This is a genomic window from Enterococcus sp. AZ091, from assembly GCF_051714805.1.
GTDB lineage: Bacteria > Bacillota > Bacilli > Lactobacillales > Enterococcaceae > Enterococcus_D > Enterococcus_D gallinarum.
The window spans coordinates 468817-484345 of record NZ_JBIOSO010000001.1; the positions used below are offsets into that span (position 1 = coordinate 468817).

The 15529-nt window shown below is 37.6% G+C and carries 14 protein-coding genes; 12 read left to right on the forward strand and 2 right to left on the reverse strand.

The features are described 5' to 3' along the window. The first annotated feature begins 2 nt into the window (after nt 1-2). From gyrB to IGJ28_RS02515, 10 genes are all read left to right on the forward strand, one after another. Entirely contained in the window at nt 3-1952 is a 1950-nt protein-coding gene (gene gyrB / locus IGJ28_RS02470; protein ID WP_003129249.1) for a DNA topoisomerase (ATP-hydrolyzing) subunit B, read from the forward strand. 23 nt (nt 1953-1975) lie between these two features. Further along, a complete protein-coding gene (gene gyrA / locus IGJ28_RS02475; RefSeq protein ID WP_308052716.1) occupies nt 1976-4453 on the forward strand; it encodes a DNA gyrase subunit A in 2478 nt (825 codons plus the stop codon). A 223-nt stretch (nt 4454-4676) separates the two neighbouring features. Next, nucleotides 4677-4979, forward strand: coding sequence for a 30S ribosomal protein S6 (gene rpsF, locus IGJ28_RS02480; RefSeq protein WP_438845110.1), 303 nt, complete (start codon nt 4677-4679; stop codon nt 4977-4979). 42 nt (nt 4980-5021) lie between these two features. Next, a complete protein-coding gene (ssb, locus tag IGJ28_RS02485) occupies nt 5022-5540 on the forward strand; it encodes a single-stranded DNA-binding protein (RefSeq protein WP_003129252.1) in 519 nt (172 codons plus the stop codon). Between the two features lie 23 nt (nt 5541-5563). Next, nucleotides 5564-5800, forward strand: a complete 237-nt coding sequence (rpsR, locus tag IGJ28_RS02490; protein ID WP_003129253.1) for a 30S ribosomal protein S18 — start codon at nt 5564-5566, stop codon at nt 5798-5800. A gap of 258 nt (nt 5801-6058) precedes the next feature. Further along, nucleotides 6059-7510, forward strand: coding sequence for a DHH family phosphoesterase (locus tag IGJ28_RS02495; protein ID WP_003129254.1), 1452 nt, complete (start codon nt 6059-6061; stop codon nt 7508-7510). Nucleotides 7511-7523: 13 nt separating this feature from the next. Continuing rightward, nucleotides 7524-7976 carry a 50S ribosomal protein L9 gene (gene rplI, locus IGJ28_RS02500; protein ID WP_003129255.1) on the forward strand — a complete coding sequence of 151 codons (453 nt, stop codon included), beginning with the start codon at nt 7524-7526 and terminating at the stop codon, nt 7974-7976. Nucleotides 7977-8097: 121 nt separating this feature from the next. Beyond that, nucleotides 8098-9468, forward strand: a complete 1371-nt coding sequence (gene dnaB, locus IGJ28_RS02505; protein WP_003129256.1) for a replicative DNA helicase — start codon at nt 8098-8100, stop codon at nt 9466-9468. 202 nt (nt 9469-9670) lie between these two features. Then, on the forward strand, nt 9671-10963 hold the full coding sequence (locus IGJ28_RS02510; protein WP_021148909.1) for an adenylosuccinate synthase: 1293 nt from the start codon (nt 9671-9673) through the stop codon (nt 10961-10963). 152 nt (nt 10964-11115) lie between these two features. Further along, entirely contained in the window at nt 11116-11991 is an 876-nt protein-coding gene (locus IGJ28_RS02515; protein WP_060813749.1) for a DegV family protein, read from the forward strand. A 62-nt stretch (nt 11992-12053) separates the two neighbouring features. Here IGJ28_RS02515 and IGJ28_RS02520 read toward each other — a convergent pair whose 3' ends face one another. After that, nucleotides 12054-13676 carry an ABC-F family ATP-binding cassette domain-containing protein gene (locus tag IGJ28_RS02520; protein ID WP_003129260.1) on the reverse strand — a complete coding sequence of 541 codons (1623 nt, stop codon included), beginning with the start codon at nt 13674-13676 and terminating at the stop codon, nt 12054-12056. A gap of 197 nt (nt 13677-13873) precedes the next feature. On the opposite strand from IGJ28_RS02520, the gene IGJ28_RS02525 reads away from it, so the two are divergent. After that, on the forward strand, nt 13874-14692 hold the full coding sequence (locus tag IGJ28_RS02525; protein ID WP_003129261.1) for a ZIP family metal transporter: 819 nt from the start codon (nt 13874-13876) through the stop codon (nt 14690-14692). Between the two features lie 41 nt (nt 14693-14733). Here the strand turns inward: IGJ28_RS02525 and IGJ28_RS02530 are convergent, their stop codons facing one another. Further along, complete coding sequence (locus IGJ28_RS02530; protein WP_003129262.1) at nt 14734-14937, reverse strand: hypothetical protein; 204 nt, start codon at nt 14935-14937, stop codon at nt 14734-14736. A gap of 144 nt (nt 14938-15081) precedes the next feature. On the opposite strand from IGJ28_RS02530, the gene IGJ28_RS02535 reads away from it, so the two are divergent. Next, nucleotides 15082-15477 carry a DUF4809 family protein gene (locus IGJ28_RS02535; protein WP_003129263.1) on the forward strand — a complete coding sequence of 132 codons (396 nt, stop codon included), beginning with the start codon at nt 15082-15084 and terminating at the stop codon, nt 15475-15477. Nucleotides 15478-15529 lie beyond the last annotated feature (52 nt).

Consider the following 15529-nt stretch of genomic DNA (forward strand, 5'->3'; position numbering starts at 1 on the left):
GAATGACAGAAGAAGAAAAAAGTTTAGTTGAACGTGCCAAAGAATATGACGCCAGTCAGATTCAAGTCTTAGAAGGTTTAGAAGCGGTACGCAAGCGTCCAGGAATGTATATCGGATCGACCAGTTCAGAAGGGCTCCATCACCTTGTGTGGGAAATCGTAGATAATTCGATTGATGAAGCACTTGCTGGTTTTGCTACAGCGATTCAAGTAATTATCGAAGAAGACAATAGTATTACTGTTGTCGATGACGGTCGGGGAATTCCTGTAGATATTCAAGCAAAAACTGGCAGACCTGCTGTTGAAACCGTATTTACTATTCTTCATGCAGGAGGAAAATTTGGCGGTGGCGGATATAAAGTTTCAGGAGGCTTGCATGGGGTAGGTTCTTCAGTGGTAAACGCATTATCTACCACATTAGATGTTAAAGTATTCAAAGAAGGCAAAGTTTATTATCAAGAATACCATCGGGGAGCTGTTGTCGAAGATCTAAAAGTGATTGGTGAAACAGATCGTCATGGGACCACTGTTCACTTTGTACCGGATCCTGAAATATTTACAGAAACTACTGTTTTTAACTTTGATAAGTTGGCTACACGTGTTCGAGAATTAGCTTTTCTGAATCGCGGCTTAAAAATTTCAATTGAAGATAAACGAGAAGAACATCCTGTTCTGAAGGAATATCATTATGACGGCGGAATTAAAAGCTACGTTGAACACTTAAATGCAAGTAAGACAGTTATTTTTCCTGAACCAATCTATCTTGAAGGGGAACAACAGGGCATCACGGTTGAAGTTTCTCTACAATACACAGATAGCTATCATAACAATTTGCTAAGTTTTGCTAATAATATTCATACGTATGAAGGTGGTACACATGAGTCTGGATTCAAGACAGCTTTGACTCGGGTTATCAATGACTATGCACGTAAATCTAAGCTAATGAAAGAAAATGATGAGAATCTAACAGGTGAAGATGTTCGAGAAGGTCTTACAGCGGTTATTTCCATCAAACATCCAGATCCTCAGTTTGAAGGACAAACAAAAACAAAATTAGGGAACTCAGAAGTGCGGACTGTAACTGATCGTTTATTTTCAGAACATTTCACAAAATTTTTGATGGAGAATCCAGCAGTTGGGCGCCAAGTAGTTGAAAAAGGACTGCTAGCCTCTAAAGCACGTCAAGCAGCTAAGCGTGCGCGTGAGATGACTCGACGTAAAGGTGCTCTTGAAATTAGTAATCTGCCAGGTAAGCTAGCAGATTGTTCAAGTAATGATCCTGAGAAATGCGAATTATTTATTGTCGAAGGAGACTCAGCTGGAGGATCAGCTAAACAAGGACGAAGTCGTGAATTCCAAGCGATTCTGCCTATTCGAGGGAAAATTTTAAATGTCGAAAAAGCAAGCATGGATAAAATTTTGGCAAATGAAGAAATCCGTTCACTATTTACAGCGATGGGCACAGGATTTGGAGCAGACTTTGATGTTTCTAAGGCACGTTATCATAAATTAGTAATTATGACTGATGCCGACGTTGATGGCGCACATATCCGAACATTGCTATTAACTTTATTCTATCGCTATATGCGACCAATTGTTGAAGCTGGATATGTTTATATTGCTCAACCACCACTTTATGGGGTAAAACAAGGAAAAAATATCCATTATATCCAACCAGGCAAAAACGCAGAACAAGATTTGAAGAATACAATCGAGTCATTGCCTGCAACGCCTAAACCAAGTGTTCAACGATACAAAGGTTTAGGTGAGATGGATGACCATCAGCTTTGGGAAACAACAATGGATCCGGAAAACCGGATGATGCTCCGTGTAAGTGTAGACGATGCAATTGAAGCAGATCAAATTTTTGAAATGCTAATGGGCGATCGTGTAGAACCAAGGCGTGCCTTTATTGAAGAGAATGCACATTATGTTAAAAATCTTGATATCTAGCCAATCGTAAAGGAGGAAATAGCTTGAGTGAAGCAAAACAAAATATTCATGATGTCAATCTGACAAGTGAAATGCGTGAGTCCTTTATCGATTATGCGATGAGTGTTATTGTTGCAAGGGCCTTGCCAGATGTTCGAGATGGACTAAAACCAGTTCATCGTAGAATTTTATATGGAATGAATGAATTAGGGGTTACACCAGACAAACCTCATAAAAAATCAGCCCGTATCGTCGGTGATGTAATGGGTAAATATCACCCTCATGGTGATAGTGCGATTTACGAATCAATGGTGCGGATGGCGCAACCGTTTAGTTATCGTTATATGTTAGTGGATGGTCATGGTAACTTTGGTTCAGTCGATGGTGATGGTGCTGCCGCGATGCGGTATACTGAAGCCCGCATGAGCAAATTAGCAATGGAAATGCTAAGAGACATTAATAAAGATACCGTCGATTTTCAAAGTAATTACGACGATACTGAAAGAGAACCTGCAGTATTGCCTGCTCGTTTTCCTAATCTCTTAGTCAATGGTACAACAGGTATTGCGGTAGGTATGGCAACGAACATTCCACCACATAATTTGAATGAAGTAATTGCGGCTATTGAGCTGCTAATGGAAAATCCTGAAGTAACAACGAATGAATTGATGGAAGTTTTGCCCGGACCTGATTTTCCAACGGGCGGCCTAGTTATGGGTAAATCAGGTATTCGACGGGCCTATGAGACAGGTAAAGGGTCCATTACGGTACGAGGAAAAGTTGAAGTTACTGAGATGCCTAATGGTAAAGAAAGAATTCTAGTCACCGAATTGCCGTACATGGTCAATAAAGCAAAATTAATTGAGCGGATTTCAGAACTTCATCGAGACAAACGAATCGAAGGTATTACGGACTTGCGCGATGAATCTTCTCGAGAAGGTATGCGTATTGTGATCGATGTTCGTCGTGACGTTAGTGCTTCAGTTATTTTGAACAACCTTTATAAAATGACGGCTCTTCAATCATCTTTTGGCTTTAATATGCTGGCGATTGAAAAAGGCGTACCAAAAATTTTAAGTTTGAAACGAATTTTAGAAAATTATATCGAGCATCAACAAGAGGTAGTAACGCGTCGTACTCAATTTGATAAAAACAAAGCAGAAGCACGTGCTCACATCTTGGAAGGATTACGGATTGCTCTTGATCATATTGATGAAATCATTGCATTGATTAGAGCATCTAATTCAGATGATGAAGCAAAAAACACAATGATGGAACGTTTCAGTCTATCAGATCGACAAGCGCAAGCGATTCTAGATATGCGTTTGCGACGTTTAACAGGATTAGAAAGAGACAAGATTGAAAATGAATATCAAAGTTTGTTGGAATTGATTGCTGACTTAAAAGATATTTTAGCTAATCCTCAGCGAGTTTTAGAAATTATCCAAACAGAATTGCAAGAATTAGGTCAACGCTTTGGTGATGAGCGCCGAACAGAATTACTTGTTGGAGAAGTATTGAGTCTTGAAGATGAAGATTTGATTGAAGAAGAAGAAATTGTCATTACGCTGACAAATAATGGGTATATCAAACGAGTAGCAAATTCTGAATTTCGGGCTCAACGTCGTGGAGGTCGTGGTGTTCAAGGCATGGGGATTCACGATGAAGACTTTGTTAAAACGTTGATTTCTTGTTCAACTCATGATACTTTACTTTTCTTTACTAACATGGGGAAAGTTTATAAAGCTAAAGGATACGAAATTCCTGAATACGGACGAGCTGCTAAAGGTATTCCTGTGATCAATCTTTTAGGTATTGATTCAAACGAACGCATCGAAGCGATTATCTCTGCTTCTGGAGGACCTCAAGAAGGACGTTATCTGTTCTTCACGACACGGCTAGGTATAGTAAAACGTACATCAGTTACTGCTTTCTCCAATATTCGGGCCAATGGATTGATTGCTATTGGGTTACGCGAAAATGATGAATTAGTTAATGTAGTAGAAACCAATGGGCAAGATGTGATGATTATTGGTACACACAATGGCTATTCAGTTACATTTAAAGAAGAGCTGGTTCGAGATATGGGACGAACTGCTGCAGGCGTTCGAGGCATCCGTTTAAGAGAAGATGACTATGTTGTCGGCGCTTCTGTGATCAAAGAAGATAGAGAAGTATTAGTTATCACAGAGAATGGCTACGGAAAACGTACAAAAGGTTCAGAATACCCAATAAAAGGGCGTGGTGGTAAAGGAATAAAAACTGCGAATATTACTGCGAAAAATGGACCGTTAGCTGGATTGACTACAGTTTCAGGCAAAGAAGATATCATGCTAATTACAGACAAAGGTGTCATTATCCGATTTAACGTTGAAACAGTATCTCAAACTGGACGTGCAACTTTAGGCGTTCGCTTAATGAAGATGGAAAACGGAGCGAAAGTAGTCACGATGGCCACTGTAGATCCGGAAGTTTCTGAAACAGAAGAAGAAATATCTTCTGAAAGTCAGAATGATGAATAGTAATGTAACTCCAACACGATGTTGTTGGAGTTTTTTTAATAAATGAAAATATTTTGTGCGTACTTATTGATGCAAGCAATTTTACTGTCAAAAGTCAAAAAATTAATCTTGTATTATGGATGAAAAAAATGTATAATTGGTATTTGTGAGTAGTCTAATCAGGCGACTCTCTCTGCTCCTAGAATATACTAGGGGCCTAAGACCACAGGGAGGTGAATAATCAATGGAAAATACGAAATATGAGATCTTATACATCATTCGTCCAAACATTGATGAAGAAGCAAAATCTGCATTGATCGCACGTTTTGACACGATCTTGACAGATAACGGAGCTGAAGTTATCGAGTCTAAAGATTGGCAAAAACGCCGTCTAGCGTATGAAATGGATGGATTCCGTGAGGGTATCTATCACATCGTTAAAGTTTCTTCTCCATCAAATGCAAGTGCAATCAATGAATTTGACCGTCTTGCTAAAATCAATGACGATATTATCCGTCACATGATTGTCAAAGAAGAAGAAGAATAAAATTGTTTCACATGAAACAAAGCGATGAGGAGATGATGAACTTTGATTAATAATGTTGTATTAGTAGGAAGATTAACCAAAGATCCTGATTTACGATACACTGCTAACGGCACTGGCGTCGCGTCTTTTACATTGGCTGTAAATCGTAATTTTACAAACCAAAGTGGAGAACGTGAAGCTGATTTCATCAATTGTGTGATTTGGAGAAAACCTGCAGAAACACTGGCTAATTATGCTCGTAAGGGTACATTACTTGGTGTGACTGGAAGAATCCAAACACGTTCTTATGACAATCAACAAGGACAACGTGTATATGTAACTGAAGTTGTAGCAGACAATTTTCAATTGTTAGAATCTCGAAATGCTTCTGAACAACGACGCACTACCGAAAGCGGTGGAAATACTTCGTATAATACTAGTGGTTCTTCTGGATTCGGAAATAATAGCACAAATCAAAATCAATCCTCTCAACCATCAGGAATGCCTAACTTTGATCGAGATAATTCTGATCCATTCGGAAACTCGTCAATTGACATTTCAGACGATGATTTACCATTCTAATAAATTGATAGGAGGGAAATAGAATGGCACAACAAAGAAGAGGCGGACGTAAACGTCGCAAAGTAGACTATATTGCTGCAAATCATATCGAACACATCGATTATAAAGATACAGAATTGTTAAAACGTTTCATTTCTGAACGTGGAAAAATTTTGCCACGTCGTGTAACAGGTACAGGGGCTAAAAACCAACGTAAACTAACTGTTGCAATTAAACGCGCACGTATCATGGGATTACTTCCATTTGTAGGCGAAGAATAATTTTTACTATTCAAAAGTTGACAACTGTTTTTGACAGTTGTCAACTTTTTTTGTATATACTATTGCTAAAAAATTTAGTATATTCGTTATTTAATTCTATCTTTAAATAACGAAAAAATCTTTGCTGGTATTTGATTTGTGGTTTCCTAAATAAAGTTTCACGTGAAACTTTATTTAGGAAATCGCTTATTCGTATAAGATGTGGTAAAATATAAAAGTGTTTAATATTTCTATAGCAGTTTATTGAGGAGTTAAATTATGTCAGCAATCGGACTTATTTCAATTGATAACTATGATGATCTAATTGACAAAAAAGATGACAAACAAATATCCTACTTGAACTCTTTGATCACGACGCTGATTTCAGATTGGGCCAGTGAAAATCATATCTTTTATAAGCGGATTAATTCTGAACGCTTTCTTTTTGTTGCCAAGATTGAAGATATTGAGAAGATGAAAAAAGGGAATTTTGAATTTTTGACACGTGTTCGTAATATTGCTGAAAAGAATGACTTAGCCTTAACCATTAGTATGGGAATCTCTTACGGAGAAGAATCGCTAGAGACAATAGGCGAAGTAGCTCAAAATAATTTAGATATCGCCTTGGTACGTGGTGGGGATCAAGTGGTACTGAAGAAAGCTGATGAAGAAGCAAAACCACAGTTTTTTGGGGGGAATACAGATGGTACGCCTAAGAGAACTCGTGTTCGCTCTCGGGCTATGAGTACTACATTAAAAAAAATATTTGCTGATAATAAAAAGGTATTTATCATGGGACACAGGTACCCTGATATGGATGCTTTAGGTGCAGCCTTTGGAGTTGCTTATATGGCAATGATGAGTGAACGTGAATGTTACATCATTTTAAATCCTAAAGAAATTACTGCGGATATTGAACGGGTATTAGAAGAATTGAAGAAATATCCTGATTTAGAACGAATTGTTATTTCAGGTGAGGAAGCTGTAACTTTATCCAATGAGGAAAGTGTCTTAGTAATGGTTGATTATCATAAACCGTCTATGTCAATCTCACAAAAAGTTTATGATGTATTTGATAAAATTGCTGTAATTGATCATCACCGTCGCGGAGATGAGTTTCCAGATAAGCCGTTATTGACTTATATTGAATCAACAGCATCTTCGGCATCAGAGTTAGTCGCTGAGTTGATACAATATCGTTCTACTCGCAAAACACAAATTCCCAAATTTATCACTACTTCTTTATTGGCGGGAATTTATGTCGATACAAAGAATTTCTCTGTTCGAACAACTGGTAGAACTTTTGATATAGCTGGATACCTCAAAAATCAAGGTGCGGATACTTCGCTTGTTCAATATATGCTTAGTACGGATTTAGATTCCTATTTAATGATTAGTGAACTAGTTTCTAAAAGCAAACATTACAAAGAAGATATCGTTATCGCAGTAGCTGATGATAAACGAGTATATGACAGTGTGACAGTCGCTAAGGCAGCGGATACGCTTTTATCAATCAATGGGATTCATGCTGCTTTTGTGATCACAAGGCAGCCTAGTAAGTTGATCGGTATTAGTGCTCGAAGCACTGGCAAAATCAACGTGCAAGTTTTAATGGAAGCACTTGGTGGAGGAGGCCACTTCACAAATGCAGCTACTCAAATCAAGGATAAAAGCTTGGATGAAGTCAAAAAAATGTTAATTCAAGAACTTAACAAGTTAGAAAGAGAATGAGGAGTGACCACAGATGAAAGTTATTTTCTTGCAAGATGTTAAAGGAAAAGGAAAAAAAGGAGATATTAAGGATGTACCAAATGGGTATGCACAAAACTTCTTAATTAAAAACAACTTAGCTAAACCAGCTAATAATGAAAGCATGGCCGAATTAAAAGGAAAACAAAAAGCACAAGAAAAACATGAAGCGGAATTACTGGCGGAGGCTGAAGAACTAAAAACAGTCCTTGAAAAGGAAGAAACAGTTGTTAGAATTAAAGCGAAAGCAGGAGAAGATGGTCGATTGTTTGGTTCTATTCCATCAAAACAAATTGCTGATGCTTTGAACAAACAATATAGTATAAAATTGGACAAGCGGAAAATTGAGTTAGAACAACCCATTCGGGCATTAGGTTATACAAAGGTGCCCGTCAAATTACATTCTAAAGTAACTGCTACAATTACCGTCCAAACGGTACAAGAATAAAAAGTTTCCCAACAGTAAAATGTTGGGATTTTTTAAGCGGATATTTTTGTAATCGAGGTTCTCTTGTGCTTTGATTTGATATCCTGTAGAATAAATGAACACTAGATTAGGAGCGAAAGTCATGAATGAAGTATGGCAAAATCAAATTCCGCCTCAAGACATTGAAGCTGAGCAAGCGGTTTTAGGAGCAATCTTTTTAGACGCGGATTCAATTATTGATGCGATGGAAATTATTGAACCACAAGATTTTTATCGGCGCAGCCATCAGATTATCTTTCAAGCGATGATTCAACTCAATGATCGTAATGAATCCATCGACCTAATCACATTGAAAGCAGAAATAGAAAAAAGTAATAGTCTGGAAGATATCGGCGGGCTTACTTATTTAACAGAACTTAGCCAAGCTTCTCCTTCGGCCGCTAGTATTGCTTATTATGCAAAAATCGTGGACGACAAAGCGACTTTACGCAACTTGATTCAAACCGCTAGTCGTATCGTGACAAAGGGGTTTGAACAAGATGAAGATGTTCAATCGATTGTCGATCAAGCAGAGAAAAGCATTTTAGAGGTTTCAGAAAAAAGAAATAGCAACGGATTTCAGTCTATTGCTGATGTGTTAAATCGAACAATTGAAAATATTGATCAGTTAGCGCAAAATAACGAAGAAATTACCGGATTGCCTACTGGCTATGCAGCTTTAGATAAAATGACAGCTGGACTTCAAAAAGAAGAGCTAATTATTTTAGCAGCACGTCCTGCTGTTGGTAAAACAGCTTTTGCACTAAATATAGCACAAAATGTAGGAACAAAAACAGATCGTTCTGTCGCCATCTTCAGCTTAGAGATGGGTGCAGAATCATTAGTCAATCGAATGCTATGTGCGGAAGGATCTATTGAAGCCAGCCATTTACGGACCGGTCAACTGTCAGAAGAAGAGTGGCGCAATTTGATCGTGGCCATGGGAAGTTTATCGAATGCTAGTATTTATATTGATGATACACCTGGAATCAAAATTTCCGAGATTCGAGCACGTTGTCGTAAATTAGCACAGGAAAAAGGGAATTTGGGTTTGATATTGATTGATTATTTGCAATTGATTGAAGGTACAGGAAGAGAAAACCGTCAACAAGAGGTCTCTGAGATTTCTCGGCAATTGAAGAAATTAGCCAAAGAATTAAAAGTTCCAGTTATTGCGCTTTCTCAATTATCACGAGGGGTGGAACAACGCCAAGATAAACGTCCAGTTTTAAGTGATATTCGTGAATCTGGATCTATTGAGCAAGATGCAGACATTGTTGCATTTCTCTATCGAGACGATTACTATCAACGTGAAGGTGACGAAGAGGATGGCGGTGAAGAGCCGCAAAACAATAATGTCATTGAAGTGATTATTGAAAAGAACAGAAGTGGAGCACGGGGAACAGTTGAATTATTGTTTATCAAGGAATACAATAAGTTTTCCTCTCTATCTCCAAGAGTTGAGTTTGCATAGGATAGGTTGCGACTGGTACTATTGCCGGTCGCTTTTTTTATTCGTATTTAGCTTTGTATAAAAAAAATAAATAAAATATAGTTCGTTTTTTTCTGCTTTTTTTCATTTTAATCGATTCAATCATTCGATTTTAGATTGAATCCATGATCGAATACTGGTACAATACTTATGGAGTGCAATATATAAAGAAAGAGGTCATTAAATGTCATCTGTAGTAGTAGTAGGTACCCAATGGGGCGATGAAGGAAAAGGGAAGATTACCGACTTTTTGAGTGAAAATGCGGAAGTGATTGCACGTTATCAAGGTGGAGACAATGCAGGACATACTATTAAGTTTGATGGAGTGACATATAAATTACACTTGATTCCATCCGGTATTTTTTATAAAGATAAAATTAGCGTGATCGGAAATGGCGTAGTTGTGAATCCAAAATCTCTTGTTAAGGAACTTGCCTATCTAAAAGAGAATAATATAATAACAGATAATTTGAAAATTTCTGACCGTGCCCATGTTATTTTACCGTATCATATCAAATTAGATCAGTTACAAGAAGATGCTAAAGGTGACAATAAAATCGGAACAACGATCAAAGGGATTGGTCCAGCTTATATGGATAAAGCCGCTCGTGTAGGTATTCGAATTGCTGATCTTCTTGATAAAGAAATTTTTGAAGAAAGATTACGTATCAATCTTGAAGAAAAAAATCGTCAATTTGTTAAAATGTTTGATGATGAGCCGATTGCTTTTGAAGATATTTTTGAAGAGTATTATGAATATGGTCAACAAATCAAGAAATATGTAACGGATACTTCAGTTATTCTAAACGATGCGCTAGATCAAGGAAAACGCGTACTGTTTGAAGGTGCTCAAGGAGTTATGCTAGATATTGATCAAGGAACATATCCGTTCGTAACATCCTCAAATCCAGTAGCTGGTGGAGTAACCATTGGTAGTGGAGTGGGTCCTTCTAAAATCAATAAAGTAGTTGGTGTTTGTAAAGCATATACTTCAAGAGTTGGTGATGGCCCATTCCCAACAGAACTTTTTGATGAAACAGGCAATCAAATTCGTGAAGTTGGCCGTGAATATGGTACGACAACTGGTCGTCCACGTCGTGTTGGTTGGTTTGACTCTGTTGTCATGCGTCATTCAAAACGTGTTTCTGGTATCACGAATCTGTCTCTAAATTCAATTGATGTTTTGAGCGGCTTGGAAACTGTAAAAATTTGTACTGCTTATGAATTAGATGGAGAATTGATTTATCATTATCCTGCAAGTCTAAAAGAATTGAATCGTTGTAAACCAGTCTATGAAGAGTTACCAGGCTGGTCAGAAGATATTACTGGATGCAAAACATTAGCTGATCTTCCTGAAAATGCACGTAACTATGTACATCGTATCTCTGAATTAGTTGGGGTTCGTATCTCAACATTTTCAGTAGGGCCAGATCGTAATCAAACGAATATATTAGAGAGTGTTTGGGCACAAATCTAATCAGTGGGTAGAATTAATTAGTAGAATTGAATAGTAGAAAGAACAAGGCAGAGTATTTTAGAAGAAAATCGATGATTTTCCCGTCTTCAAGTATGATTTCTTCTGCCTTGTTCTTTTTTTGCTATAATAAGGTTATCAAAGGGGGTGTACCTATGTATCAAATCATTACAGATTCATGTTGTGATCTACCAGCAAAAAGATTAGCTGAATTGGGTGTTCAATATATATCTATGACAATTGAACTTGAAGGAAAAGAATATATCGATGATATGGGTGAACAATTTGATGCCAAGTGGTTTTTAGAAAAATTAAAAGAAAATGCACAACCGACAACTTCTCAAATCAACGTCGGACGTTATGTTGAATTTTTTCGTCCATATGTAGAATCGCACACACCGATACTTTATCTAGGTTTTTCGTCTGGAATGAGCGGTTCTTTTCAAAGCGCTGTTCAAGCTGTTGCTATTCTTAAAGAAGAATACCCTCATGCTGAAATCACACTCATTGATACAAAATCTGCTAGTTTGGGAGAGGGTTTTTTAGTAGCGGAAGCAGCAAAAAGACAAAGTGAAGGTTGGTCTCTTCATGAGGTCAGCCAGTGGGTAGAAGAACATAAATTATCTCTAGATTCTTGGGTGACAGTTGATGATCTTCGACATCTTGAAAGAGGCGGTAGAATATCTAAAACAGCAGCGGCCATTGGCGGACTATTAAATGTTAAACCAATTATTACTGTAGATACAGAAGGAAAGTTGAAAAATGTCGATAAAGTGAGAGGTCGAAATAAATCAATTCAAAAAATTGTTGATAAAACAGTAGCGAATCTGCGTGAATCTCAAATAGAGACGGTTTATCTTGCAAATGCAGGTGATGACGAAGCAGCAGAAAAAGTGTTAAGACTCTTGAAAGAGCAATTTCCAGCATTAATTATTTATCATTATCCTTTAGGACCAACAATTGCCAGCCATACAGGATATGGTTGTTTGGCACTTTTTTCATTCGGAAAAACACGTTTGATCAGTGATTGATTTTCTCTTAAATATAAAAGCCAAATGCAAGAGTTCTTGCATTTGGCTTTTTCATTTGGAGATCAATTATATAATTCTTGAATTCTTTGTTGTACATCTTTGTTGTCTAAGAACTCATCGTAGGTAGTCTCTGCACGATCAACAACACCTTTATTTGAAACGGCGATAATTCGATTTGCGAGCGTTTGAATAAATTGATGATCATGAGAGGCAAAAAGTAAAGAGCCAGTAAAAGCCATAAGGCCATCATTCAATGCAGTGATCGATTCTAAATCTAAGTGATTTGTTGGATCGTCTAAGACAAGAACATTAGCTTTTGATAGCATTAGTTTTGATAACATACAACGAACTTTTTCGCCACCCGATAGAACATTGACTGGTTTTAAGACTTCATCACCTGAAAACAGCATCCTACCTAAGAAACTACGTAAGAATGTATTATCATCCTCTTCTTTACTAGCATACTGACGCAACCAATCAACAATTGGTGTATCCGTATCAAATTCACCAGTAGTATCTTTTGGCAAGTAAGCGTGTTGTGTTGTAACACCCCAGCGTACACTACCAGTATCTGGCACGATCTCGCCCATAATAACTTTGAATAGTGTAGTCGTTGTGATGTCGTTGTTGGCAATAAAAGCAACTTTGTCATCTTTATTCAAAGTGAATGAGATATTATCTAAAATCTTTTTACCGTCAATAGTCACACTGACATTATCTACTTGCAACAAGTCATTCCCAATTTCCCGTTCTGGTTTAAATCCTACAAAAGGATAGCGGCGTGAAGAAGGTTGAATATCATCAAGTGTGATTTTATCCAACATTTTCTTTCGAGAAGTGGCTTGCTTTGATTTTGACGCGTTTGCACTAAAGCGGGCAATAAATTCTTGCAGTTCTTTGATTTGTTCTTCTTTTTTCGCATTTGATTGTGATTGCAATTTTGCTGCTAATTGACTTGATTCTAACCAAAAATCATAGTTTCCGACGTACAGTTTGATCTTCCCAAAATCTAGATCTGCCATATGGGTACATACTTTATTTAAGAAGTGACGGTCATGGGAAACTACGATAACGGTATTATCAAAGTTGATTAAAAATTCTTCTAACCAGTTAATAGATTGGATATCCAATCCATTAGTCGGCTCATCCAAGAGCAAGACGTCTGGTTTTCCGAAAAGAGCTTGTGCTAACAACACTTTCACACGTTGACCAGCTGTTAATTCTTTCATTTGGACATGGTGTAATTCATCAGGGATATTCAACCCTTGTAAGAGAACTGCGGCTTCAGGTTCAGCTTCCCAACCATCCAGTTCAGCAAACTCTCCTTCTAGTTCAGCAGCACGGATACCATCTTCGTCACTAAAGTCTTCTTTCATGTAGATCGCATCTTTTTCTTTCATTACGTCGTATAATCGTTTGTGACCCATGATAACAGTTTCAATAACTGGGTATTCTTCGAAGTCAAAATGATTTTGTTTCAAAACAGCCATTCGTTCATCGGGTCCTAATGAAACATTTCCTGTAGATGGTTGGATTTCTCCAGATAATATTTTTAAGAAAGTTGATTTACCAGCACCATTTGCACCAATCAAACCATAGCAATTGCCAGGCGTAAACTTAATATTAACATCGTCGAACAGTTTGCGATCTGAAAAATGCAAACTTACATCACTTACTGTAATCAATTCTTTTCCTCACTTTATATATATTGACATTGAGTCTCCTAGCATTATAGCGATGAATGTTGAAAGTTTCAAGTAAACTCAAGGATTTCCCTACAATCAAACAAGGAGCTTAGAATTATTTTGAGTAAAACAAAAGGCTAGAATCAAGCGTTTTCCTATGCTAGAGTAAAGGGAGAAGATAGGAGGAGAGAAATGTTTTGGTTGAATGGTTAATGCAACTGTCCCCGTGGCAGCAGGCTTTGGCTGGTACTTTATTTACATACGCCATGACTGCTCTAGGTGCGGCACTTGTTTATTTTTTTAAGGATATCAATAAAAATGTTCTTAATACGATGTTGGGATTCGCTTCCGGTGTAATGATTGCTGCGAGTTTTTGGTCATTACTAGACCCTGCTATCGCTCGTGCGGAAGAAAATGGGGATATCCCATGGCTTGTGGTTAGTATTGGTTTTGGATTGGGTGGACTATTTTTATATGCTGCAGACAAAACATTACCGCATATGCACTTTGGTCCTAACCATGAAACAGAAGGCTTTCCAAGCCATTTAAAACGAACGATTCTGTTGGTCTTCTCCATCACATTACACAATATTCCTGAAGGCTTGGCAGTTGGTGTGGCTTTTGGAGCAGCCGCCAGCTCGGAAGATCCTCGGGCAGCAGTTTTGGCAGCTATTTCAGTAGCTATAGGTATTGGGATCCAAAATTTTCCCGAAGGAGCTGCTGTATCCATTCCTTTAAGACAGGAAGGATTGAGTCGTAATAAGGCCTTTGTCTATGGACAAGCTTCTGGGATCGTTGAACCGATTGCCGGTGTTATAGGCGCTTTGCTGGTAACAAGTATGACAGCCGTTTTGCCATATGCTTTAGCATTTGCAGCGGGAGCGATGATTTATGTAGTGGTAGAGGAACTAATACCTGAAGCACAACAAACAGCTAGTAGTCGACGGCATTTTGCAGTTTTTGGTGTTATGACAGGCTTCATTCTGATGATGGTTTTGGATGTTGCTTTAGGATAATCAAAAAAGACTTGGAACAGATAATGCTCCAAGTCTTTTTGTTAGTTATAGTATTTTTTTGGTCGTTGTCGAACGTTTGTCAGCCACCGAACAATTAGAACAGCTAACAATAAAGGAATACCAAAACGAAAAATTAAACCAATCAATCCGCCAATTAATCCTAAGACGAGAGATAAGAGCAATGAAGCCAGAACTAAAACTGCTACAACAGTTACGATTTTACCTAACAAACTTTGTGTATTCATAATAAATCCTCCTATACCTTTTTCTTAAATTTATTTTATCAAGAAAGAAGAGGTGGAACATCCATCTTAAGGCGGAATTTTTTCTCCGTCGGTAGTCAAAGAGATGTTAGTGAGGTAAACTGGTAAAAAAAAGCAGGTGAGAACATGAAAGCAATTATCAAAAGTAAACATTTTATTACGGAAGGAGGGTGCAATGCTTGCCAGGCCTTTGAGTTAGAAACGTTTACGATGCACTTAGAGAATGGTAAAGAAGTTTCTGTAGAAAATCTGGACGTAGCATCTTTAGTAATGCCACTTATCCAAAATGAGCATTGGCAGACAGCGCTATTATTAGACGAAGAAGAGGGCTACATTTTTCGAAAAGAGAATCAAGAAGTGAAATTTGTGGATAATGATGCTACACAAGTATTTGTTTCAAAAGAACAAAGAATTGTTTGTCAGAAAAAAGCCTGTGATCAGGAATTGTTTACAGAAGCAAATGCAGTTTTACAGCAACTCTTCGCTATGGAACCAGTTGAATTTGTAATTGAACAAGCATAATCAATCAGAAAAGCAGCTTGAAAAAGAAACTTTCAATCAAAAGTGAAAATCA